Annotated in this window: 18 protein-coding genes; 13 read left to right on the forward strand and 5 right to left on the reverse strand. The window is 72.4% G+C overall.

What is annotated here, in order from left to right; translation table 11 throughout:
* Positions 1 to 103 precede the first annotated feature (103 nt).
* Positions 104 to 1684: an alpha/beta hydrolase gene (locus tag ACIBK3_RS13125; protein ID WP_399364899.1), complete on the reverse strand. Its 1581-nt coding sequence runs from the start codon at positions 1682 to 1684 to the stop codon at positions 104 to 106.
* A 133-nt stretch (positions 1685 to 1817) separates the two neighbouring features.
* Complete coding sequence (locus ACIBK3_RS13130) at positions 1818 to 2870, reverse strand: Rv2578c family radical SAM protein (RefSeq protein ID WP_399364901.1); 1053 nt, start codon at positions 2868 to 2870, stop codon at positions 1818 to 1820.
* A gap of 189 nt (positions 2871 to 3059) precedes the next feature.
* Here ACIBK3_RS13130 and ACIBK3_RS13135 point away from each other — a divergent pair, with 189 nt between their 5' ends.
* The 9 genes from ACIBK3_RS13135 to ACIBK3_RS13175 all read left to right on the forward strand — a co-directional run bounded on the left by ACIBK3_RS13135 (position 3060) and on the right by ACIBK3_RS13175 (position 15663).
* Entirely contained in the window at positions 3060 to 3503 is a 444-nt protein-coding gene (locus tag ACIBK3_RS13135) for an SRPBCC family protein (protein WP_399364903.1), read from the forward strand.
* Positions 3504 to 3655: 152 nt separating this feature from the next.
* Complete coding sequence (locus ACIBK3_RS13140; protein WP_399364905.1) at positions 3656 to 6100, forward strand: MFS transporter; 2445 nt, start codon at positions 3656 to 3658, stop codon at positions 6098 to 6100.
* Positions 6101 to 6284: 184 nt separating this feature from the next.
* Positions 6285 to 8801, forward strand: a complete 2517-nt coding sequence (locus tag ACIBK3_RS13145) for a SpoIIE family protein phosphatase (protein WP_399364907.1) — start codon at positions 6285 to 6287, stop codon at positions 8799 to 8801.
* A gap of 304 nt (positions 8802 to 9105) precedes the next feature.
* Positions 9106 to 9831 carry a class I SAM-dependent methyltransferase gene (locus tag ACIBK3_RS13150; RefSeq protein ID WP_399364909.1) on the forward strand — a complete coding sequence of 242 codons (726 nt, stop codon included), beginning with the start codon at positions 9106 to 9108 and terminating at the stop codon, positions 9829 to 9831.
* A 77-nt stretch (positions 9832 to 9908) separates the two neighbouring features.
* A complete protein-coding gene (locus ACIBK3_RS13155) occupies positions 9909 to 10742 on the forward strand; it encodes a M55 family metallopeptidase (protein WP_399364911.1) in 834 nt (277 codons plus the stop codon).
* A complete protein-coding gene (locus ACIBK3_RS13160; protein WP_399364912.1) occupies positions 10735 to 12039 on the forward strand; it encodes a M20/M25/M40 family metallo-hydrolase in 1305 nt (434 codons plus the stop codon). Before ACIBK3_RS13155 ends, ACIBK3_RS13160 begins: the two co-directional genes overlap by 8 nt.
* 17 nt (positions 12040 to 12056) lie before the next feature.
* Positions 12057 to 14009 carry a prolyl oligopeptidase family serine peptidase gene (locus ACIBK3_RS13165; protein ID WP_399364914.1) on the forward strand — a complete coding sequence of 651 codons (1953 nt, stop codon included), beginning with the start codon at positions 12057 to 12059 and terminating at the stop codon, positions 14007 to 14009.
* Positions 14006 to 14929 carry an LD-carboxypeptidase gene (locus tag ACIBK3_RS13170; RefSeq protein WP_399364916.1) on the forward strand — a complete coding sequence of 308 codons (924 nt, stop codon included), beginning with the start codon at positions 14006 to 14008 and terminating at the stop codon, positions 14927 to 14929. Before ACIBK3_RS13165 ends, ACIBK3_RS13170 begins: the two co-directional genes overlap by 4 nt.
* A 167-nt stretch (positions 14930 to 15096) precedes the next feature.
* The gene (locus ACIBK3_RS13175; RefSeq protein ID WP_399364918.1) at positions 15097 to 15663 is read left to right on the forward strand and encodes a GNAT family N-acetyltransferase; all 567 of its coding nucleotides are present in this window, start codon (positions 15097 to 15099) and stop codon (positions 15661 to 15663) included.
* Between the two features lie 36 nt (positions 15664 to 15699).
* Here ACIBK3_RS13175 and ACIBK3_RS13180 read toward each other — a convergent pair whose 3' ends face one another.
* Positions 15700 to 16050: a VOC family protein gene (locus ACIBK3_RS13180; protein WP_399364920.1), complete on the reverse strand. Its 351-nt coding sequence runs from the start codon at positions 16048 to 16050 to the stop codon at positions 15700 to 15702.
* Positions 16051 to 16185: 135 nt separating this feature from the next.
* Here ACIBK3_RS13180 and ACIBK3_RS13185 point away from each other — a divergent pair, with 135 nt between their 5' ends.
* Both ACIBK3_RS13185 and ACIBK3_RS13190 read left to right on the forward strand, forming a co-directional pair.
* Complete coding sequence (locus tag ACIBK3_RS13185) at positions 16186 to 16650, forward strand: phage holin family protein (protein WP_399364922.1); 465 nt, start codon at positions 16186 to 16188, stop codon at positions 16648 to 16650.
* Between the two features lie 6 nt (positions 16651 to 16656).
* Positions 16657 to 17730 (forward strand): SDR family oxidoreductase, encoded by a 1074-nt coding sequence (locus ACIBK3_RS13190; RefSeq protein ID WP_399364924.1) that lies wholly within the window; start codon positions 16657 to 16659, stop codon positions 17728 to 17730.
* 128 nt (positions 17731 to 17858) lie between these two features.
* On the opposite strand, the gene ACIBK3_RS13195 is transcribed toward ACIBK3_RS13190, so the two are convergent.
* Together ACIBK3_RS13195 and ACIBK3_RS13200 are read right to left on the reverse strand one after the other, a co-directional pair.
* The gene (locus ACIBK3_RS13195; protein ID WP_399364926.1) at positions 17859 to 18950 is read right to left on the reverse strand and encodes an enolase C-terminal domain-like protein; all 1092 of its coding nucleotides are present in this window, start codon (positions 18948 to 18950) and stop codon (positions 17859 to 17861) included.
* Between the two features lie 16 nt (positions 18951 to 18966).
* The gene (locus tag ACIBK3_RS13200) at positions 18967 to 19929 is read right to left on the reverse strand and encodes an LLM class F420-dependent oxidoreductase (RefSeq protein ID WP_399364927.1); all 963 of its coding nucleotides are present in this window, start codon (positions 19927 to 19929) and stop codon (positions 18967 to 18969) included.
* 162 nt (positions 19930 to 20091) lie between these two features.
* Here ACIBK3_RS13200 and ACIBK3_RS13205 point away from each other — a divergent pair, with 162 nt between their 5' ends.
* Together ACIBK3_RS13205 and ACIBK3_RS13210 are read left to right on the forward strand one after the other, a co-directional pair.
* Entirely contained in the window at positions 20092 to 21753 is a 1662-nt protein-coding gene (locus tag ACIBK3_RS13205) for an FAD-dependent oxidoreductase (protein ID WP_399364929.1), read from the forward strand.
* Complete coding sequence (locus tag ACIBK3_RS13210) at positions 21750 to 23618, forward strand: transketolase (RefSeq protein WP_399364931.1); 1869 nt, start codon at positions 21750 to 21752, stop codon at positions 23616 to 23618. The genes ACIBK3_RS13205 and ACIBK3_RS13210 overlap by 4 nt, the downstream gene beginning before the upstream one ends.
* The last annotated feature ends 122 nt before the right edge of the window (positions 23619 to 23740 follow it).

Raw genomic sequence — 23740 nt, forward strand, 5'->3', positions numbered from 1 at the left:
CGTCACCCGGCCACCACCGCCAACGCCTCGATTTCCAGCAGGAATTCGGGACGGACCATCATGGATCTGACAACCCCGACGGGACCTCGGCTCGGTACAGGCGTCAGCGGCGGAAGCCGAGCAGTCGGTGCAGGGTGGCACCGTCGGCCGCCGGGGACGCCGCCTTGGCCGTGCTCAGCGGCTCGGGGTCGGGCAGCGCCTCGCAGACCGCGTCGGCCTCGCCGTGGCCGCGCGGCACCGTGCCGTCGGCGAGGTACGACGCCAGGTGCTTGTCCAGGCAGGTGTTCCCGTTGAGGGTGATGCCGTGGTTTCCGCCGCCCTGCTCGACCACGAGGCTGGAACGGGCGATCATCCGGTGGACCGTGACACCACCCTCGTACGGTGTGGCCGCGTCGTCGGTCGCCTGGAAGAGCAGCGTCGGCGGCAGCTTGTTGTTGGCGATGTTCACCGGCTCCAGCGTGCCGGTCGGCCAGAACGCGCACGGTGCGTTGTACCAGGAGTTGTTCCAGGCCATGAACGGAGTCTTCTCGTACACCGCCCAGGTGTCCTCCCGCCACTGGTGCCAGTCGCGCGGCCAGGGGGTGTCACGGCACTGCACCGCGGTGTAGACGCTGTAGCTGTTGTCCCCCGAGGCGTCCATGGCGGCGAAGTTCTGGTACGCCTTGACCAGCGGGTCGGCGTTCTTGTCGTTGACGTACGCCGCGAACGCCTCCGCCAGGTAGGGCCAGTAGCCGTTGTAGTAGCCGCCCGGGATGAAGGTGTCCTCCAGCTCGTAGGCGCCCACCTTGCCGTCGGCCGGCTTCCTGGCCAGGGCCGCCCGCATCGCGTACCACGCGGCCTCGATCCTCTCCGGATCGGTGCCGAGCCTGTACGTCGAGTCGTGCTTGGCGATCCAGGCCATCAGGGCGCGGTGACGGTCGTTGAAGGCGTGGTCCTGGGCCAGGTTGTCGTCGTACCAGACGCCGGTGGGATCGACGATCGAGTCCAGGACCAGGCGCCGGACCCGGTCCGGGTGGATCCTGGCGTAGACGGCGCCGAGGTAAGTGCCGTACGAGTAGCCGAAGTAGTTGATCCTCTTCGCGCCGAGCGCCTCGCGGATCGCGTCCATGTCCTGCGCGGTGCTGATCGTGTCGATGTACGGCAGCACGCGCGGGTACTTCTTGCCGCAGGCGGCGGCGAAGGCCTTGGCGTGGGACAGGCCGGCCTTCTCGAGCGCGCGCGTGGTCGGCAGCGAGTCGGCGCGCACCGGGGCGAAGTGGCCGGGCTCGCAGTCCAGGGCGGGCTCGCTCGCGCCCACTCCGCGCGGGTCGAAGCCGACGATGTCGTACTGTGCCGCGACCTCCTTGGGCAGTGCGGAGGCGATGAAGCCGGCCAGCGCCAGACCGCCGGCGCCGGGGCCGCCGGGGTTGACGAGCAGCGGGCCCTGGTAGTTCTTCGCGGTGTGCGGGACGCGCGACAGAGCGAGCGTGACCGGCTTCCCGTGCGGGTTCGCGTGGTCGAGCGGCACCTTGAGGGACGCGCACTGGAGTGTCGGATAGTCGGTGGTGCCGCACTTCTCCCAGGTGGGGTTCGCGGCGTGAGCGGGCGGTGCGGGGGGCGAGGTGCTCGCGTCGGCGGGGACGGCGCTCAAGGTTCCGGCCACGACGACGGCCACGCCGCCGAGCACGGCTGCGCGTTTTCTCATGGAGTCTTCCCAGGACGGAGGTTCGGGACCGCGAGGGTCACGGTCCCCGCGGCATCGTCCCGGCAAGCGCACCTGGAGGAACGCGTTCAGCTGAAACTTGACCCGGTTGGGTCGTGGGATGCGCTCGGATGCTTCAGATCAGCGAAAGCTGGGTGGGTTCGGGCAGGTCGGGCGCGGCCGGTGCCGGCTGAACCGGTTCGGGTTCCCGGGTCCGGCGCGGCATCCCCGCGCGCGTGGGGCCGATGCCGTACTCCTCGGCCAACTCGTGGACCTGACGGGTGATCCGGCGCTGGTACCACTTCGGGGCGTAGGAGCCGTCCGCGTACAGCCGCTCGTACCGGCGCACCAGATACGGGTGTTCGCGCTCCAGCCAGGCCATGAACCACTCGCGGGCGCCGGGGCGCAGATGCAGCACCAGCGGGGTGACCGAGGTCGCCCCGGAGGCCGCGATCGCCCGTACGGTCTCCCGGAGTCGGTCCGGGCTGTCGCTCAGGAACGGGATCACCGGCGCCATCAGCACCCCGCAGTCGATCCCGCGCTCGCCCAGGCTCCGTACGACGTCCAGGCGCCGCTCCGGTGCGGGCGTGCCCGGCTCCACGGTGCGCCACAGCTCGGGGTCGGTGAAGCCGACCGAGACCGAGATTCCCACGTCCGTCACCTCGGCCGCCTGGGTCAGCAGATCGAGGTCGCGCAGGATCAGCGTGCCCTTCGTCAGGATCGAGAACGGGTTGGCGTGGTCGCGCAGGGCGCCGATGATGCCCGGCATCAGGCGGTAGCGGCCCTCGGCGCGCTGGTAGCAGTCGACGTTGGTGCCCATCGCGATGTGCTCGCCCTGCCAGCGGTGCGAGCCGAGCTGGCGGCGCAGCAACTCCGGCGCGTTCGTCTTGACCACGATCTGCGAGTCGAAGCCGAGGCCGGTGTCGAGGTCCAGATAGCTGTGGGTCTTGCGGGCGAAGCAGTACACGCACGCGTGTGAGCAGCCCCGATACGGGTTGACCGTCCACTGGAAGGACATGCGGGAGACCGCCGGAACCCGGTTGATGATCGAGCGGGCCCGCACCTCGTGGAAGGTGATCCCGCGGAACTCGGGGGTGTCGAAGGTACGGGTGGTCACCGCGTCGGCGCCGAACAACGCGGCGTCGGCCCTGCTGTGGTCACCGGAGTCGGTGAGGTTCTCCCAGCGCATGAGGCCTCCTCGGTAGCACTGCTCCCAGAATAGAACACCTGTTCGCATGATCGTGCAAGGGCTGTTTCCGATCGCTTCCGTGCCCCCGATTTGGGCGCCCCCGGACCGGGGTGGTTGGCTTGCCCTCACCCCGAGAAGCCCTGAGAAACCCTGAAAAACCCCGAGAACCCAAGGTCCTGGAGGACGTCAATGGCGCAGGTCGAGGCCACTACGGAGCGGATCGTCGCGGCGGACGCGGAGAAGGTGTTCGACGCCCTCGCCGACTACACCGGCACGCGCGGGAAACTGCTGCCCGAGCAGTACAGCGAATACGAGGTGCGCGAGGGCGGCGACGGCGAGGGCACCCTCGTCCACTGGAAGCTCCAGGCCACCAGCAAGCGCGTGCGCGACTGCCTCCTGGAGGTCAGCGAGCCCACCGACGGCGAACTCGTCGAGAAGGACCGCAACTCCTCGATGGTCACCACCTGGCGGGTCACCCCGGCCGGGGAGGGCAGGTCCCGGGTCGTCGTCACCACCACCTGGCAGGGCGCCGGCGGCATCGGCGGCTTCTTCGAGAAGACGTTCGCGCCCAAGGGGCTCGGCCGGATCTACGACGCCGTGCTCGACAAGCTGGCCGCCGAGGTCGAGCGGTAGACCCAACCAGCCATCGATGACGGGGTGTTGACCTCTCACCGGTTCGGGTGGATCTCCACCGGGACCGACGGTACGCCGTAACTCGTCGCGCTTGTTCGCTGTTGTCGCTTATCGCGGGAATTGTGCGACAGGCGCGACGAGGGGAGCGGTTCGTGGGCGGGACGACTCTGGTGCCGGACGAACCGGTCACGGCACCCCTGCCCGAAGACCCGCCCCGGGCACCGGCCGCCCCGCCCGCACTGAGCCCGCGCCGGGTGAGACTGGTCTTCTTCGGGCTGATGCTCGCGCTGCTGCTGGCCGCGCTGGAGCAGATGATCGTCGCCACCGCGCTGCCGAAGATCGTCGGCGAGCTGCACGGCCTGGACAGGATGTCCTGGGCGATCACCGCCTACCTCCTCACCGCCACCGTCGGACTGCCGGTCTACGGCAAGCTCGGCGACCTGTACGGCCGCAAGGGCGTCTTCCAGTTCGCGATCGTCGTCTTCGTCGTCGGATCCGCGCTCGCCGGCCGGGCCGGGACCATGGACCAGCTGATCGCCTGCCGCGCGGTCCAGGGTGTCGGCGCGGGCGGCCTCATGATCGGCGTGCAGACGATCATCGCGGACATCGTGCCCGCCCGGGAGCGCGGCCGCTTCATGGGCCTGATCGGCGCCGCCTTCGGCCTCGCCTCCGTCGCCGGGCCCCTGCTGGGCGGCTACTTCACCGACCACCTCTCCTGGCGCTGGTGCTTCTACGTCAACGTGCCCTTCGGACTGGTCACCCTCGCCGTGGTCACCGTCGTCCTGAAGCTGCCCGGACCGGCGGCGAAGGCGCGGCTCGACCTTCTCGGCATGCTGCTGCTGGCCGCCGCCTCCACCTGCCTGGTGCTGCTGACCAGTTGGGGCGGCACCGAGTACCCCTGGGACTCCCGGGTCATCCTCGGCCTCGGCGCCGGAGCGGTGGCGGCCGCCGTCCTGTTCCTCGTCGCCGAGTATTTCGCGGCCGAACCCCTCATCCCGCTACGGCTGTTCAGGAACTCCGTCTTCAACGTCACCGGTCTCGTGGGCCTCGTGATCGGCGTCGCCCTGTTCGGCGCCGCCAGCTATCTGCCGACCTTCCTGCAGATGGTCGACGGAGCCTCCGCCACCGAGTCCGGACTGCTGATGCTCCCCATGATGGGCGGCATCGTCGGCACCTCGATCATCTCGGGGCAGCTCATCACCCGCACCGGGCGCTACCGGATCCTCCCGATCCTCGGCGCCGCGCTCTCCGTGCTCGGCATGGGGCTGCTGTCCCGCCTGGACGTCGACACGCCCCGGCTGCACTACAGCATCTGGATGGCCGTCCTCGGCGCCGGCATCGGCATGGTGATGCCGGTGCTGGTCCTCGCCGTGCAGAACTCCGTCGACCCCGCCGACCTCGGCACCGCCACCAGCGCCAACAACTACTTCCGGCAGATCGGCGGCAGCGTCGGCGCGGCGATCTTCGGAACCCTGTTCGCCGACCGGCTCACCGACTCCCTGCGCGAACGCCTGCCCGCGCGCGCGGGCGCCCCGCTGCCCGACCCGCAGTCCATCACCCCGCAACTCGTCCACGCGCTGCCCCCGGCGCTGCGCGACGGCTACATCCGGGCCTACGCCGACGCCATGCCCCGCATCTTCCTGTACTTGGTGCCGGTGCTCGTCCTCGGCCTGCTGATCGCCTTCTTCCTCAAGGAGACCCCCCTGTTGAGCAGTGCAGCGTCCCACCGCACCCCCGCCACCGACCCGGCGACCGCGCAGGGGACCACCTCCATTCCGCAAGCCCGTTCGGCGTACTCCGCCGGTGTCCCCGTGTGCGGCACGGTGCAGCACCCCGACGGCACCGCCGTGCCCCGCGCGGCGCTCACCCTGATCGACGTCACCGGGCAGCAGATCGGGCGCGGCGCCAGCGGTGAGGACGGACGGTACGCGCTGTCCACGCCGGGCCCGGGCTCGTACGTCCTGATCGCCGCCGCGGGCGGCCACCAGCCGCAGGCGGTCTCGGTGACCGTCGGCGAGCGGCCCGTCGAACTCGACGTCGTCCTCGGCGGCGCGGGCCGCCTCGCCGGAACCGTGCTGACCGCGGACGGCACGCCCGTGCGCGAGGCCACCGTGACCCTCACCAACGTGCACGGCGAGGTCGTCGCCAGCACCCGCAGCGGACGCGAGGGCGGCTATGTCATCACCGAGCTGGTGGCCGGCGAGTACACCCTCGCCGCCAGCGCGCCCGCCTTCCGCCCGGCCGCGCTCCCCGTCAGCGTGCAGGCGTCCCGGGAGACCCGCCAGGACGTCGAACTCGCCGGCGGAGCCGTGCTGCGCGGCACGGTGCGGGCGGCCGGCGAGCGAAGCGAGAGAGGGGTCCTCCCGCCCGAAGGGTGGGGGAGGCCCGTCGAGGACGCGCGCGTGACCTTGCTGGACGCGGCGGGCAACGTCGTGGACACCGTCACCACCGGTCCGGACGGAGCCTTCCGGTTCGTCGACCTGTCCGCCGGCGAGTACACCGTCATCGCCTCGGGTTACCCGCCGGTCGCCACCGTGCTCCAGGTGGCGGGCGGCGGGCGCACGGAACGGGATCTCCAGCTGGGGCACGAGGACTGAAAACCCGTCACTCACTCCGCTCCGGTGTTCATCGTCCCTGCTCAGCGCGGGGCGCGGGGGCGTGCGCCGGTGTGAGAGGGCGCGGTTGATTCCCGGATCGGCGCCCATCGTGACCGGCCGACGCCGTACGGTGGTGACGGCAGCACAGATTCTCGCGGAGCCGTGGGGAAAGAGGGCCTGCACCATGGACCGTGGCACCGACAGGGACACGCCTCCGGGCCCTGGAGCCGGGCACGGCACGGCGGAACCGGCCGCGGCCGGGCGCATCGCGCTGGCCGTGGTCGTGGTGGACCGTGACGGACTGGTGTCCCACTGGAGCATCGGCGCCCGACGGCTGTTCGCCGTCACCAAGGAGGAGGCGATCGGCCGGCCGGCGGTCGATCTGCTGCCCGTCTCCGGAGCGCTGCCCGAGGAGGACGAGTCCGCGGCCTACGGGCCGTACGCGGACTACGACGGTCTCGGCCCCGACCTGGAGTCGTCCCTCGACGGGAGGCTGTCCTACCCGGCCGCGGGCCGCGCCCGGCTCACCGTGTCCGGCAGCGGACGCGGCGAGCGGGGGATCCTGCCACCCGACGGGCCGGGGAGGGTCGATGTCCTGTGGTGGGCCTACCCGTTGGTCGGTCCCGGACCGGAGCGGCTGCTCGTCCTCGCGGCGGACGCGGACGGGCTCCGGCGGCACGATCCCGCCGAGGACCTGACCGTCGAACGGATCGCGCCCGCCTTCGCCCTGCACACCGACTTCCCGGGCGCCGACGAACTCGCCCGGCGGCTCCCCGAGATCCTGCCCAGCATGAGCGTCGGGGAAAGCGCCCGCATCGTCGCGCAGGTCCTCGAACTGGGCTACCCGGTCCTGGAGTTCAGCCAGAACGACCGGGTGCCCGTGACTCCCGACTGGGGCGTGGCCCGGCGCGCCGAGCGCAAGGCCCGCCGGGAACGGGCGGCGCATGCCGTCGCGGCCGGCGAGCCGCTGCCGCCGGACCTCGCCGACGAGGCGGAGGACGCCGAGGACGCCGAGGACCTTGAGTACGCGGCCGTGCGCGAACGCCTGGAGTTCCTCAACGAGGTCAGCGGACGCATCGGCACCTCCCTCGACCTGTCCCGGACCATCGTCGAGGTCAGCAAGGCGGTCGTGCCCCGCTTCACCGACGTCGCCGGCACCTATCTGCGCGAGCAGGTCGTCGCCGGCGAGGGCTTCCCGGAGGGCGTGCCGGACACCACCACCCTGTGGCACCGCGTCGCCGTCGAGCACACCGACGAACCCGGCCGCTGGGACGACGTCGTACCGGTCGGCGAGGCCATGCCGTTCCCCGCGAACACCCCGTTCTTCCAGTGCATGACCAGCGGCGAACCCGTCCTCGTGCCCCGCATCAGCGAGCAGATGGGCCACGCCATCGCCTCGCAGTTCGAGAAGCGGGACATCAGGCCCCTCATCAACAACCGGTCCATGTTGATCGTGCCGCTCAAGGCGCGCGATGTGGTCCTCGGGTTCATGATCCTGCTGCGCCACCCGGAGCGTGTCGAGTTCAACGACATGGACCGGGTGACCGGAGCCGAACTCGCCGCCCGCGCGGGCCTCGTGCTCGACAACGCGCGCATGTACACCTACCAGGAGAGCGTCGCCGAGACCCTCCAGGACAGCATGCTGCCGCACATCCCGCCGCGCATGGCGGGCTGCGACATCGCCACCCGCTATCTGCCCGGCACGCTGCTGGGCCGGGTCGGCGGTGACTGGTTCGACGCCGTGAAACTGCCCGGCGCCCGCACCGCCCTCGTCGTCGGCGACGTCATGGGCCACGGACTCAACTCGGCCGCCATGATGGGCCAGTTGCGTACGGCCGTACAGACCATGGCCGCCCTCGACCTGCCGCCCGCACAGCTGCTGCGCAACCTCGACGACCTCGCCCAGCGCCTCGGCGACACCTACCTCGCGACCTGCCTGTACGCCGTCTACGACCCGATCGCGAGCGAACTCCACCTCGCCAACGCCGGGCACATCCCGCCCGTCCTGGTACGGGCCCAGAACGGCTCCAGCGACCTGCTCGACCTGCCCACGGGCGCGCCCATCGGCGTCGGCTCAGTGCCCTTCGAGACGGTACGCGTACGCGTGGAGCCCGGCGACCGGCTCGTGATGTGCACGGACGGGCTGGTCGAGGTGCGCGGCGAGGACATAGGCGTGGGACTCGCCACCCTGTGCGAGTCGGCGGCGCATCCGGCCGCCTCCATGGACGATGCCTGCGACACCATCATCCGGGCCCTCAACACGCGCGGTGGCCGCAAGGACGACGTGGCCCTGCTGATGGCCCGGCTCAACGGCATCGAACCCGACGACGTCGCCGAGTGGCGGCTGCGCCTGGACCCGGCCGAGGTCGGGCGGGCCCGCGCGGTGGTGCGCGAGCAGCTCCACGAGTGGGGCCTCGCCAGGTTGGCCGATCCCACCGAGCTGCTGGTCAGCGAGCTCGTCACCAACGCCGTACGGCACTCCCGCAGCCGGCCCGTCGATCTGCGTCTGGTGCGCGGCGACACCCTGCTGTGCGAAGTGGACGACGACGACCACGACCTGCCGACCCTGCTGAACACCGGTCCCGGCGACGAGATCGGGCGCGGTCTGCGGGTGGTCAGCACCCTCGCACGCGAGTGGGGCACCAGCCGGACCAAGGCCGGCAAGACCGTCTGGTTCGAAATGACGCTGCCGCGGCGTTGAGGCAGGCGTGGTGGTGAGGCACGCGGTGGTGACACACGCGCGGCGATGGGGCACGCGCGACGCTGCGGCACAGGGCGGGGCTGAGGTACTCGCGTGGCTGAGTCAGCTCCGGAGCTGAGTCACCCGGGCCCCGGGCTCACACGGCGCGAACAGCGCGCAGGCCACACGGAGCGCGCTCCGGCGTGCTCCGCTCGAACGAGCCGTGAAGGAATGCGCCGCGCGCTTGTGAGCGTGAACAGGGCGCGATACACCGTACGGGCCCGTCACTCGCGGCGGGCGGCCTTCGTACCCTGGGGAGTTGGTCATGAGCGTGACGAGTCGGTACCGGGAGGCCTGGGAGGGCTTCTGGCGTGAGGCTCCCGGCGAACAGGGGGCCGTGTTCTGGGACGCGGAGCCGGTGCTGACCGCCGGAGCCCATCTGGCCCTCTTCGAACCCCACCTGACCGACCACGGCCTGCCGATGGTGGACCTGGGCTGCGGTAACGGCACCCAGACCCGTTTCCTCGCCGACCGCTTCCCGCACGTCGTCGGCGCCGACATCTCCGCCGCCGCACTGGACCACGCCCGGCACGCCGACCCGGCGGGACAGGCGACGTACCGGCTGCTGGACGCCGCGGCGAAGGGCGCGGCGGAGATCCTGCACGCGGAACTCGGCGACGCCAACGTCTACATGCGGGGCGTCCTGCACCAGGCCGCCCCCGAGGACAGGCAGCAGCTGGTGGACGGGATCGCCGCACTCGTCGGAGAGCGCGGCCGGGCCTTCCTGGTAGAGCTGTCCGAGGACGCCAAACCCGTCCTGCTGGGCCTGGCCCAGAGCCCCGGGGGACCCCCGCCCAAGCTGGCGCCCGTCTTCCGGCACGGCATCGCCCCCGGCGAGGTCGCCGACGACGCGATCCCCGGGTACCTGGACGCGGCCGGGCTGACCGTCCTGGCGAGCGGTGCACTCCCGCTCACCACCACGGAGTACCGGGCCGACGGTACCCGGATCGAACTGCCGTCGACGTGGCTGGTGGCCGGACGTACCGGGTGAGTCCGGCGGCGGGCGGGGCCAGGGGGAACTCATGGCTTCCTGGCCGGTTCCTCCCGCGACGCGTAACGTGACGCTGCATGAAGATCCTGATCAGCGCCGACATGGAGGGCGCCACCGGGGTGACCTGGCCGGCCGACGTGCTGCCGGGGACCCCGCAGTGGGAGCGGTGCCGGTCGATGTTCACCTCGGACGTCGACGCCGCCGTGCGGGGGTTCTTCGACGGGGGTGCCGACGACGTCCTCGTCAACGAGGCCCACTGGACCATGCGCAACCTGCTCCTGGAGCGGCTCGACGAGCGGGCCCAGATGCTCACCGGCCGGCACAAGGCGCTGTCCATGGTGGAGGGCGTCCAGCACGGCGACGTGGACGCCGTCGCCTTCGTCGGCTACCACGCGGGCGCCGGCATGGAGGGCGTCCTCGCCCACACCTACCTCGCCAACTCCGTCACCGGGGTCTGGCTGAACGGCGTACGGGCGAGCGAGGGCCTGCTCAACGCGCACGTCGTCGCCGAGTACGGGGTGCCCGTCGTCCTTGTCACCGGCGACGACGTGGCCTGCGAGGACGCGCTCGGCTATGCCCCCGAGGCGCTGAAGGTCGCGGTCAAGGACCATGTCTCGCGGTACGCGGCCGTGTGCCGTACCCCGGCCAGGACCGCCGCCGAGATCCGGGCCGCGGCCAAGGCGGCCGCATCCCTGGCGATCCGTCAGGAACCGGTGCTGGGTGGGCCGTTCACCATCGCGCTGGAATTCGACGCCGAGCACCTGGCGATGGCCGCGACCGTCGTGCCGGGCGTGGCCCGGATCGGTGAACGCAAGGTGGCGTACACGAGTGACACCATGTACGAGGGGATCCGCAGCTTCAAGGCGGTGACCACGATCGTCTCGGCCGCCGTGGAGGAGCAGTATGGCTGACCAGCAGGCCCTGGACGAGGTCGTCGAGTTCACCTCGGACCTCATCCGCATCGACACCACCAATCGCGGTGGCGGCGACTGCCAGGAACGCCCAGCCGCCGAGTACGCGGCGGCACGGCTCGCCGAGACGGGTCTGGAACCCACGCTCCTCGAACGCACCCAGGGCCGTACGAACGTCGTGGCCCGCATCGAGGGCACCGACCCGTCGGCGAACGCCCTGCTCCTCCACGGTCACCTGGACGTGGTGCCCGCCGAGGCCCGGGACTGGAGCGTGCACCCTTTCTCGGGGGAGATCCGCGACGGCGTCGTATGGGGGAGGGGCGCGGTCGACATGAAGAACATGGACGCGATGATCCTCGCCGTCGTGCGCGCCTGGGCCCGGGAGGGCGTGCGGCCCCGGCGGGACATCGTCGTCGCGTTCACCGCCGACGAGGAGGCCAGTGCCGAGGACGGCTCCGGATTCCTCGCCGACCAGCACCCCTACCTGTTCGAGGGCTGCACGGAGGGCGTCAGCGAGTCGGGGGCGTTCACCTTCCACGACGGGAGCGGGCGGGAGCTGTACCCGATCGCGGCCGGTGAACGCGGCACAGGCTGGCTGAAGCTCACCGCCCGCGGACGCGCCGGACACGGCTCCAAGGTGAACCGGGAGAACGCCGTCATCCGGCTCGCCTCGGCGATCGCCCGGATCGGCGCGCACGAGTGGCCGCTCCGGCTGACCCCGACCGTGCGCGCCGCGCTCATCGAACTCGCCGCGCTGCACGGCATCGAGACGGACCTGTCGGACGTGGACGCGCTGCTGGACAAGCTCGGCCCGGCCGCGAAGCTCGTCGAGGCCACGGTCCGCAACAGCGCCAACCCGACCATGCTGGACGCCGGCTACAAGATCAACGTTATTCCGGGGGAGGCGGTGGCGTACGTCGACGGGCGCTACCTCCCCGGCGCCGAGGACGAGTTCCGCGCGACCCTCGACCGGCTCACCGGACCCCATGTGGAGTGGGAGTTCCAGCACCGGGAGGTGGCTCTCCAGTCTCCGCTCGACTCGCCGACGTACGCGAGGATGCGGGCCGCCGTCGAGGAGTTCGCGCCCGAGGGCCACGTGGTGCCGTACTGCATGCCCGGCGGCACCGACGCCAAGCAGTTCTCGCGGCTCGGCATCACCGGCTACGGCTTCACCCCGCTGAAGCTCCCGGTGGACTACGACTACGCGGCTCTGTTCCACGGCGTCGACGAACGGGTGCCCGTCGAGGCGCTCCACTTCGGTGTCCGTGTCCTCGACCGCTTTCTGCGCACGGCCTAGGCACACAGGGGGACGAAGTGCGGACGCTGGCCTACGGTTCCTGGCCCTCGCCCATCGACGCGGCGCTCGCCGCCGCGCACGACGGGCACCCCGAGTACGTGGGCTTCGTCGGCGACGAGGCCTGGTGGACCGAGCCCCGGCCCACCGAGGGCGGGCGGCGCACGCTGGTGCGGCGGCGCGCCGACGGTGTGGAGGAGTCGCTGCTGCCCGCCCCGTGGAACGTACGCAGCCGGGTCATCGAGTACGGCGGACAGCCCTGGGCGGGCGCGGTCGTCGACGGCGAACCCCTCGTCGTCTTCGTGCACTTCGCCGACCAGCGCCTGTACCGCTGCCGTCCGGGCGGCGAACCGTTCCCGCTCACCCCCGTCTCCCCGGTGGGCGGCGGACTGCGCTGGGCCGACCCGCAGCTGCGCCTCGAACGCGGTGAAGTGTGGTGCGTACTCGAGGAGTTCACCGGCGACGGCCCCGACGACGTACGGCGTGTCCTGGCCGCCGTGCCGCTCGACGGGTCGGCCGCCGGGGACCGGGACGGCGTACGCGAACTCACCGACGACCGGCACCGGTTCGTCACCGGCCCCCGGCTCTCGCCCGACGGGCGGCGGGCCGCCTGGCTCGCCTGGGACCACCCCCGGATGCCGTGGGACGGCACGGAACTGCTTGTCGCCGAGGTGGGAGAGGACGGCACCCTCGGCCGGGCGCGCAGGACGGCCGGCGGGCCGGAGGAGTCCATCGCCCAGGTGGACTGGTCCGCGGACGGCCGGCTCCTGTACGCGAGCGACCGCACCGGCTGGTGGAACCTGTACCGCGACGGGGAGCCCCTCTGCCCGCGCGAGGAGGAGTTCGGCGGGCCCCTGTGGAAGCTCGGGTGCCGCTGGTTCGCCCCGCTGGACAGCGGTCTGATCGCCGTCGTCCACGGCCGCGGCGCCGCCACCCTCGGCATCCTCGACCCGGAGACCGGTGAACTGGTCGACGCGGCCGGGCCCTGGACCGAGTGCGCGCCCAGTCTCGCGGTGCACGGCGAACGGGTCGTCGGCGTCGGGGCCAGTCCGCGCAGCGCGTACGAGGTGATCGAGCTGGACGCCCGGACCGGCCGGGCGCGGGTGATCGGCGCCGCGCACGACGACGCCGTGGACCCCGCCTACTACCCCGAGCCGCAGATCCGCACCTTCACCGGGCCTGCCGGACGCGAGATCCACGCCCACATCTACCCGCCGCACCACCCCGGCTGCACCGCGCCCGACGACGAGCTGCCGCCGTACGTGGTCTGGGCGCACGGCGGCCCCACCGGGCGGGCGCCGCTCGTCCTCGACCTGGAGATCGCCTACTTCACCTCGCGGGGCATCGGGGTCGTCGAGGTCAACTACGGCGGTTCCGCCGGGTACGGCCGGGAGTACCGCAACCTGCTGCGGGAGCAGTGGGGCGTGGTGGACGTCGAGGACTGCGCGGCCGTCGCCACGGCACTCGCCGACGAGGGCACCGCCGACCGCGACCGGCTGGCGATCCGGGGCGGCAGCGCGGGCGGCTGGACCGCGGCCTCCTCCCTCGTCGCCACCGACGTCTACGCCTGCGGCACCATCCTCTATCCGGTCCTCGACCTGGCCGGCTGGGGCGCGGGGGAGACCCACGACTTCGAGTCGCGGTACCTGGAGACCCTGATCGGTCCGTACGCCGAGGTGCCCGGCCGGTACGCGCAGCGGTCGCCCAGCGAGCACGCCGACCGGATCACCGCGCCCTTCCTGCTGCTCCAGGGCCTGGACGACGTGATCTGCCCGCCCGCCCAGTGCGAACGGTTCCTCGCCCGGATGACGGGCCGCGGGGTGCCGCACGCGTACATCGCGTTCGAGGGGGAGGGGCACGGGTTCCGGCGGGCGGAGACCACGATCCGGGTGCTGGAGTCCGAACTCTCCCTCTACGCCCAGACCTTCGGCATCGACCCGCCCGGCATCCCCCCATTGGAGCTCGCCAAGTGAAGGAACTCCAGCGGCCGTCACGGCTCGCTGCCGGCGCCCGCGTGGCCGTCGTCGCACCCAGTGGACCCGTCCCCGAGGAGCGGCTGCAGGCCGGGCTCGACGTACTGCGCGGCTGGGACCTCGACCCGGTCGTGGCACCCCATGTGCTGGACCGGCACACCGAGTTCGGCTACCTGGCGGGCACGGACGCCGACCGGGCCGCCGATCTGCAGCACGCCTGGTGCGACCGGTCCGTGGACGCCGTGCTGTGCGCGCGGGGCGGATACGGGGTGCAGCGCATGGTCGACCTGCTCGACTGGGAGGCGATGCGGGCGGCGGGGCCGAAGGTGTTCGTCGGTTTCAGCGACATCACCGCCCTGCACGAGGCGTTCGCCACCCGCCTGGGCCTCGCCACCCTGCACGGGCCGATGGCGGTCGGCATCGACTTCGTCAAGAACGCCCGCGCCCAGCAACACCTCAAGTCCACCCTGTTCGCCCCGGAGACGGTCCGCACGATCACCTCCGGCGGCACGGCTCTCGTCCCCGGGCGGGCCAGGGGCGTCACCCTCGGCGGCTGTCTGTGCCTGCTCGCCGCCGAACTCGGCACCCCGCACGCCCGTCCCGGCGCGCGCGGCGGACTGCTGTGCCTGGAGGACGTGGGCGAGGAGACGTACCGCCTGGACCGCTACCTCACCCAGCTCCTGCGCGCGGGCTGGCTGGACGGGGTGCGCGGGGTGCTGCTCGGGTCGTGGGAGCAGTGCGAGGCGTACGAGGGCCTTCGGGCGCTGCTGGCGGACCGTCTCGGCGGGCTCGGAGTACCGGTCGTGGAGGAGTTCGGATTCGGGCACTGCGAAGGGGCGTTGACGATCCCCTTCGGTGTGGCGGCCGAACTCGACGCCGGCACGGGCACGTTGACGCTGGACGAGCCGGCGTTGCGCTGACCGGCGCCGCGCTGACCGGCGCCGCGCTGACCGGCGTCGCGTTGACCGGCGTCGCACTGAGTGGCGTTGCGCTGAGCGGCGTTCGCCCGTGACCGCGACGAGCGAGCCGAGGGGGCGCGGGCCGTTGGACCTGCCGGTGGCGGGGGAGGCAGCCGTAGGGTGGTGGAGTGCCTCACCACGCTTCCCGCTACCTCGCCGAAGGCCCTCGCGCGGGCATACGCCACTTCACCTACGAGGACGGTGCCGAGTTCACCGCCCGCGCGCGGGAGAGCAAGCAACTGCACCAGCCGTGGCTGTTTCCGCCGGACAGCGCCGGTGCCTACGCCGCGTACGCGGGGCGGCTGATCGAGGACCCGAGCAAGGCCGGGTTCCTGGTCTGCGAGAAGGCGCCGGAGAACGGCGCGGACGGGGCCCTCGCCGGCTACATCAACATCAACAACATCGTCCGGGGCGGCTTCCAGTGCGGGGCGCTCGGCTACGGCGCCTTCGCGCACGCCGCCGGGCGCGGACTGATGCGCGAGGGGCTCGACCTCGTGGTCCGGTACGCGTTCGGACCGATGCGGCTGCACCGGCTGGAGATCAACGTGCAGCCCGGCAACGCCGCGTCCATCGCGCTCGCCCGTGCCTGCGGGTTCCGGCTGGAGGGCTTCTCCCCGGCCATGATCTTCATCGACGGCGCCTGGCGCGACCACGAGCGCTGGGCGATCACCGCCGAGACGCGGGCTCCGGGCTGATCGAGCTGACCGAGAAGTGCCGCGGCATCCCGGCCGTCATGCGCCGCCCCGGTCCACGTACTCGTACACCACCCCGTCCGGGTGCATCGCGATCAGGTTGCGGCCCGCCGGGGTGGCGACCGGGCCGGCGATGACGCGGGCGCCGAGTTCCGTGAGGACCCGGTTGGCTTCCTCGACGTCCCTGACGGCGATCGTCGCGGCGACCTTGCGCAGCACGTCCAGCTCGGCCTCGGGTCCGCTCATCAGCAGGAAGCAGCCGACCGCGGCGACCTGGACGCCGCCGCGCTCGAAGCGGAGGGCCGGGCCGCCCGCGAGGCGCTCGTAGAAGGGGACCGCGGTCTCCAGGTCGTCGACGCAGACGCGCAGCGTGGCTCCCAGAATGTCCATGCCACGAGCCTAGTTGGAGCGGCGCGGAGAGTGAGATCGTTTCACGCGATCCGCACGGCGTCCCCCGCTCGATCGCCGGGCCGGGAGCCCGTGGCCCGAGCGTTACGCGCCGGTCGGGTCGGGTACCCGGCGGTCATGGACCGCTTGGATCACCTGGAGCATCTCGACAAGCACCTGGTCGACGAGCTGGCGCAGGTCGCGCGGGAGACCATCCGCGACGAACTGCGTGAGCAGACGCGCAAGCAACGCCGTACGGCCATGCTGTACGCCGCGTCGGGCGCCGCCGCCCTGTACGCGGGCGCGGCCGTCGCGCTCGCCGTGGGGCTGGCACTCGCCATCGGGCTGCCCGACTGGGCCGCCGCGCTCATCACCGCGGTGATCCTGGGCGCCGTGGCCTATGCGCTGCGCGGCGCCGCCCATCCCACCGCGTCCCGGCCGACGCCCGGCCGCGCGGCGGACCTGGCCGCGGACCGGGACCGCGCCCACGGCGGCACCGCGCCCGTCGGCCCGGCCGGCGGCCTCGGCAACGGGCCCGTCCCGCCGATGCCGAGCGCCCCGCCCGACACGCGCACTGACCCCGAGCCGCACCACCGGGCGTGATGCGCGGTGCGAGCGTTCCGTAAGGGCCCCCTCTCGAAGGTCCCCTCGAAGCACGGCCCGACCGTCGTGGTGACCGGCGCCAGCGGCGGCGTGGGCCGGGCCGCGGCGGTGGCCTTCGCCGCCCGGGGTGCCAGGGTCGCCCTGCTGGCCCGGGGCCGCGAGGGCCTGGCCGCCGCGGCGGACGAGGTGCAGCGCGCCGGTGGCGAGGCCCTCGTCGTCACCGTGGACATGGCCGACGCCAAGGCGGTCGAGGACGCGGCCCAGAAGGTCGCTGACGCGTTCGGGCCCATCGACGTCTGGGTCAACAACGCCTTCAGCGGGGTCTTCGCCCCGTTCACGGAGATCACCCCGGACGAGTTCCGGCGGGTGACCGAAGTGACGTACCTCGGCTATGTGTTCGGCACCCGGGCCGCGCTGCGGCACATGCTGCCGCGCGACCGGGGCACGATCGTGCAGGTCGGCTCGGCGCTCGCCTACCGCGGGATTCCGCTGCAGTCGGCGTACTGCGGGGCCAAGCACGCGATCCAGGGCTTCAACGAGTCCCTGCGCTGCGAACTGCTGCACGAGCGCAGCAAGGTGCGTACGACGATGGTCCAGATGCCGGGGCTCAACACCCCCCAGTTCGACTGGGTGCTGAACCGGATGCCGGGGCGTCCCAGGCCGGTCGCGCCCGTCTACCAGCCCGAGGTGGCGGCCCGTGCGATCGTGCACGCGGCCTTCCACGGGCGGCGGCGCGAGTACTGGGTCGGCGGATCGACGGTGGCCACGCTGATCGCCAACGCGGTCGTGCCGGGCTTCCTCGACCGTTACCTCGCCCGGACCGCGTTCGAGTCGCAGCAGGACCGGCGCGGCGACGGGAAGCAGGCGGGTCCCGGCGGTCCCGGCAATCTCTGGGCCCCGGCCGACGGTCCGCACGGGCGGGACTTCGGGGCGCACGGCCGCTTCGACGACGAGGCCGTGCCGGACAGCCCGCAGGACTGGGTGTCCCGGAACCGGGGGCGCATGGGAGCGGGGCTGGTGGCGGCCGGCGGACTGGGCGCCGCGGTGACCGCCGGGATGCGCCGACGCGGCCGGACCTGAGCCGGCCGAGACCAGACCTGGGCCCCCGAGCCGGCCGAGCCGGTCGGTCACCCCGAGCCGGCCGAGACCGGACTGCCGAGACCGGGCTTGAGCCCCCCCCCGAGCCGGCCGAGCCGGTCGGGCACGCCTCAGGTCACCCGGTACTGCTCCACCTCCTCCGTCCGCAGCGTCAGCCCGTGGCCGATGCCGCAGACGGGGCGGACCTGACCGCCCGTCGGATCCAGCGCGCCGTCGAAGAACATGTCCTCGATGCGGACGTGGTCGTGGAACCACTCCAGGTGGCGGATGTTGGGCAGGGACGCGGCCGCGGCGGCGTGGGCGTGCGGGGCGCAGTGGGCGGAGACCTCCAGGCCGTGGGCCTGAGCCAGGGCGGCCGCGCGCAGGAACTCGGTGAGGCCGCCGCAGCGCGTCGCGTCGATCTGGAGGCAGTCGACCGCGCCGGCCGCGATCATGCGGGCGAAGTACGGGAGGTCGTACCCGTACTCCCCGGCCGTCACGTCGCACACCACGGCGTCCCGCACCAGCCGCAGCCCGGTCAGGTCGTCCGAGGACACCGGCTCCTCGAACCAGCCGACGCCGTGCTCGGCGAGCGCGTGTCCGACCCGGACCGCCTGTTTGCGGGTGTAGGCCCCGTTGGCGTCGACGTACAACTCCGCGTCCGCGCCGATGACATGGCGGGCCGCGCGGACCCGGGCCAGGTCGCGGGTGACCGCGCGCCCCCAGCCCTCCCCGATCTTGATCTTGACGCGGGGGATGTGCTGCCCGTGCACCCAGCCGTTGAGCTGCGCCGCCAGATGCGTGTCGTGGTACGTCGTGAAGCCGCCGCTGCCGTACACCGGCACGGTCTCGTGGGCGACGCCCAGCAGACGGGCCAGGGGGAGTTCGAGCAGCCGGGCCTTGAGGTCCCACAGGGCGATGTCGAGGGCCGAGATCGCCGAGGCCGCGATGCCGGGGCGGCCCGCGTTGCGGACCGAGCGGCACATCGCGTCGTGCAGCGCGGGGATGTCCAGGGCGCTCCGGCCCTCGACCAGCGGGCCGAGCTGCTCGTGCAGGAAGTCGCCGACCGCCGCCGGGCCGTAGGTCCAGCCCGTGCCGGTCGCGTCGCCCGCGCTCACCTCGGCGATCACCATGGTCGTGGAGTCCCAGGACAGCGTGCCGTCGGCCTCGGGGGCGTCGGTGGGCACGGTGTACACGGACACGACCGGTCGGTGGAGCTTCATCGCCTGCTCCCGGCCCTCAGCCGGCCTGCTGGAGTTGCGGCAGCACCTTCGTACGGTAGAAGTCGAAGAAGCCGCGCAGGTCGGGGCCGATCTGGTTGACGTAGACCATGTCGAAGCCGGCGTCGGCGAACTGTTTCAGCTCGGCCACATGCTCGTCCACGTCGTCGCCGCACACCCGGTTCTGGCGGACCATGTCCTCGGTGACCAGGGTCTGCGCCTGCTCGAAGTGCTTGGGGGAGGGCAGCACCTGGCCCAGCTCGCCGGGCAGTTGCTCGTTCGCCCACAGACGGTGCACGGTCTGTACGGCCTCTTCCTTGTCGGTGCCGTAGCAGACCTTCGTGCCGCCGCTCACCAGCTTTCCGCCGCCCCCGCCCTTGCGGTACTGCTCCACCATCGCCGCGTCCGGCTGGATGGTGATGTAGCCGTCGGCCACCCGGGAGGCGAGCTGGGTCGCCGCGGGGCCGAATCCGGAGATGTCTATCGGGACGGGCTCGTCCGGGACGGTGTACAGGCGGGCGTTCTCCACCGTGTAGTGCGTGCCGTGGTGGTTGACCTCCTCGCCGGTGAACAGCCGCCGCATGACCTGGAGCGACTCCTCCAGCATCTCCAGCCGCACGTGCGCGGGCGGCCAGGGGTCGCCGAGGATGTGCTCGTTGAGGGCTTCGCCGGTGCCGACGCCCAGCCGGAAGCGGCCGTTCGTCATCACGGCGCTGGTCGCCGCGGCCTGTGCCACCACCGCCGGATGGATCCGTACCGTCGGGCAGGTCACCGCCGTCTCGATCGGCAGGGACACCGCCTCGGAGAGGGCGCCGATCACCGACCAGACGAACGGGCTCTGGCCCTGCGCGTCGTTCCAGGGGTGGTAGTGGTCGGAGATCCACAGGGCCGTGAATCCGGCCTGCTCGGCCATTCGCGCCTGCTCGATGAGCTCCGCGGGACCGTACTGCTCGCACGAGAGGAAATAGCCGTACTCGGGCATGGGGGATGTGCCTCCACGAGGTGGACGGGTGGTTCGCCGTGCCGAGTACCCGGCGCGGGTGGCGGAAACCGGGAGGGCGCGGCGACCGGGCGTACGTTTGGGTGCCCTGACCAGGGGGACGCGGAAGGCTGCCGAGGTACGCGACAGCCCCGGAGGCGAACCGTGAGTCGACCCCGCATTGTGATCGTCGGTGCCGGCTTCGCCGGATACCGGACGGCCCGAGAACTGTCCCGGATGTCCCGCGGCAAGGCCGACATCACCCTGCTGAACCCCACCGACTACTTCCTGTATCTGCCCCTGCTGCCCCAGGTCGCGGCCGGGATCCTGGAGCCGCGCCGGGTCACCGTCTCGCTCTCGGGCACGCTGCCGCACGTCCGCCTGATGCTCGGCGAGGCCGACGGCGTCGACCTGGACGGGCGGACCGTGCGGTACACCGACCCCGAGGGCGGCAAGGGCACGTTGCCGTACGACCGGCTCGTGCTCGCCGTCGGCAGCGTGAACAAGCTGCTGCCGATTCCCGGGGTCGCCGAACACGCACACGGCTTCCGCGGCCTGCCCGAGGCGCTGTACCTGCGTGACCACGTCACCCGGCAGGTCGAGCTCGCCGCCTCGGCCGACGACCCGGAGAGCTGTGCCGCGCGCACCACCTTCGTGGTGGTCGGCGCCGGCTACACCGGCACCGAGGTCGCCGCGCAGGGGCAGCTGTACACCGACGCGCAGGTGCGAAGGCACCCCCTCAGGGAGGGCATACGGCCCCGCTGGCTGCTCCTCGACGTCGCGCCGCGTGTCCTGCCGGAACTGGACGAGCACCTGTCCCGCACCGCCGACCGCACCCTGCGGGAGCGGGGCGTGGAGGTGCGCATGGGGACCTCCGTGAAGGAGGCCACGCCGAACGGGGTGCTGCTCACCGACGGCGAGTTCGTGTCGACTCGGACCCTGGTGTGGTGCGTCGGCGTACGGCCCGATCCGCTGGTGGAGAGCACCGGGCAGCCGCTGGAGCGCGGGCGTCTGATCGTCGACCCGTATCTCCAGCTCCCGGGCCACCCCGAGGTGTTCGCGTGCGGGGACGCGGCCGCCGTACCGGATCTGAACAACCCTGGGTCGTACACGCCGATGACCGCGCAGCACGCGTGGCGGCACGGCAAGGTCGCGGCCCGCAACGTCGCCGCCTCGCTGGGCGTCGGCGAACGGCGCCCCTACCGGCACAAGGACCTCGGGTTCGTGGTCGACCTGGGCGGTGCGAAGGCCGCCGCCAACCCGCTCGGCATCCCCCTGTCCGGCCTGGCCGCCGGTGCGGTCACCCGCGGCTACCACCTCGCGGCGCTGCCCGGCAACCGGGTCCGGGTCGCCGCGGACTGGCTGCTGGACTCCGTACTCCCGCGCCAGGCCGTCCAGTTGGGCCTCGTACGGTCCTGGTCGGTACCGCTGGACACGGCGTCACCGGAGCTGGCCCGGGTGCCGGGGGGACCGGACGGGGCCCGGGGTCAGCAGGACCACCGCAGTCAGGAGGAGCGGCGGAAAGCGGAGGCGGCCCGCTCGGGGCCCGGAGCGGCCACCCCGGCCGACACGGAACCGGAGGGCTCCGGGGAGCCCCGTACCGAGGCCGCGGACCAGCCGGGCCCCGAGGCCGCGAAGAGCCGGCCGGGCGGTGAGCCCGCGAAGAACCAACCGGTCCCCGAGGCCGCGAAGAGCCAGCCCGGCGGTGAGGCCGCCAAGAACCAGCCCGGCGGTGAGCCCGCCAAGAACCAGCCAAGCGGTGAGCCCGACAAGGCTCCCGGCCCCGTCAAGCGGACCGACGTCACCCCCGCCGAAGGAGACTCATGAACACCGGTGAACTCGTAGAACTCGGCCAGCAGTTGCGCGTCGACAGTGTGCGCGCCTCGGCCGCCGCGGGTTCCGGGCACCCGACGTCGTCGATGTCCGCCGCGGACCTGATGGCCGTACTCCTCGCCAACCACCTCCGCTACGACTTCGACCGCCCCGCCCACCCCGCCAACGACCGCTTCGTGCTGTCCAAGGGCCACGCCTCGCCGCTCATGTACGCCGTCTTCAAGGCGGCCGGTGGCATCGACGACGAGGAACTGCTGACCTTCCGCAAGCTGGGCAGCCGCCTCGAAGGACATCCGACGCCCCGGCAGTTGCCGTGGGTCGAGACGGCCACCGGCTCGCTCGGGCAGGGCCTGCCCGTCGGCGTCGGTATCGCGCTGTCCGGGAAGCGGCTGGACCGCACCGGATACCGCGTGTGGGTGCTGTGCGGCGACAGCGAGATGGCCGAGGGATCCGTGTGGGAGGCCGCCGAGCACGCCGGACACGAGCACCTCGACAACCTCACCGTGATCGTCGACGTCAACCGGCTCGGCCAGCGTGGTCCGACCCGGCACGGCCACGACCTCGACGCCTACGCCCGCCGCTTCCAGGCCTTCGGCTGGCACACCGTCGAGGTGGACGGCCACGACGTGGACGCCGTCGACCGGGCGTACGGCGAGGCGATCTCCACCAAGGGCCAGCCCACCGCGATCCTCGCCCGCACCCTCAAGGGCAAGGGCGTCAGCGACGTCGAGGACCGTGAGGGACTGCACGGCAAGCCGCTGAAGAACGCCGACGACGCGATCGAGGAACTCGGCGGTGCCCACCGGAACATCCTCGTCGAGGTCCACGAGCCGCCCGCGGCCCGCATGCTGCACGCCGTGCCCGCCGGACATCTCGAACTGCCGCGCTTCGAGAAGGGCGGCGCCGCCCAGGGCGGCAAGGGTGTCGCCACCCGCGACGCCTTCGGGCAGGCCCTCGCCGCGCTCGGCTCCGGACGCGGGGACGTGGTCGCCCTCGACGGCGAGGTCGGCGACTCCACGCGCGCCGAGCTCTTCGCCAAGGAGCACCCCGACCGCTACTTCGAGTGCTACATCGCCGAGCAGCAGATGGTCGCCGCCGCCGTCGGACTCGCCGCGCGCGGATGGGTTCCGTACGCCTCCACCTTCGCGGCGTTCCTCACCCGCGCCCACGATTTCATCCGCATGGCGTCGATCAGCGGTTCCGGCATCAACCTGGTCGGCTCGCACGCGGGCGTGGCGATCGGGCAGGACGGGCCCAGCCAGATGGGACTGGAGGACCTGGCGATGATGCGGGCGATCCACGGCTCGACCGTGCTGTACCCGTGCGACGCCAACCAGACCGCGCACCTCGTCACCGCGATGGCCGGCCTGGAGGGCATCCGCTATCTGCGCACCTCGCGCGGCGAGAGCCCGGTGATCTACGGGCCCGACGAGGAGTTCCCGATCGGCGGCAGCAAGGTGCTGCGCTCCTCCGACCAGGACCGCATGACGATCGTCGCGGCCGGCGTGACCGTGCCTCAGGCGCTGGCCGCCGCCGACACGCTGGCGGCGGACGGCATCCGGGCCCGGGTGATCGACCTGTACTCGGTCAAGCCCGTCGACGCGCCCACCCTGCGCCAGGCCGCCGAGGACACCGGCTGCCTGGTGACCGTCGAGGACCACCGAGCGGAGGGCGGCCTCGGCGACGCCGTCCTGGACGCGTTCGCCGACGGGCGGCCCGTACCGCGTCTGGTGCGCCTCGCCGTCCGTACGATGCCGGGCTCGGCCTCGCCGGACGAGCAGTTGCACGCCGCCGGCATCGACGCCGAGTCGATCGCGGCGGCCGGCCGGCTCCTGGTGGGGGAGGCGATCGTGCGGTGAGCGGCGACGACGGCGCGGCGGGCGGCACGCGCACCGGTACACGAGGCGGCACGCACGGCGGTACGGCAGGAAGCGGCACGCGCGGCGGTACCGCACGTGGCGGCCCCCGGGACGGCGTGCGG

Origin of the sequence: Streptomyces sp. NPDC050287 (assembly GCF_044459385.1) — a bacterium.
In the GTDB taxonomy this organism is placed as follows: domain Bacteria; phylum Actinomycetota; class Actinomycetes; order Streptomycetales; family Streptomycetaceae; genus Streptomyces.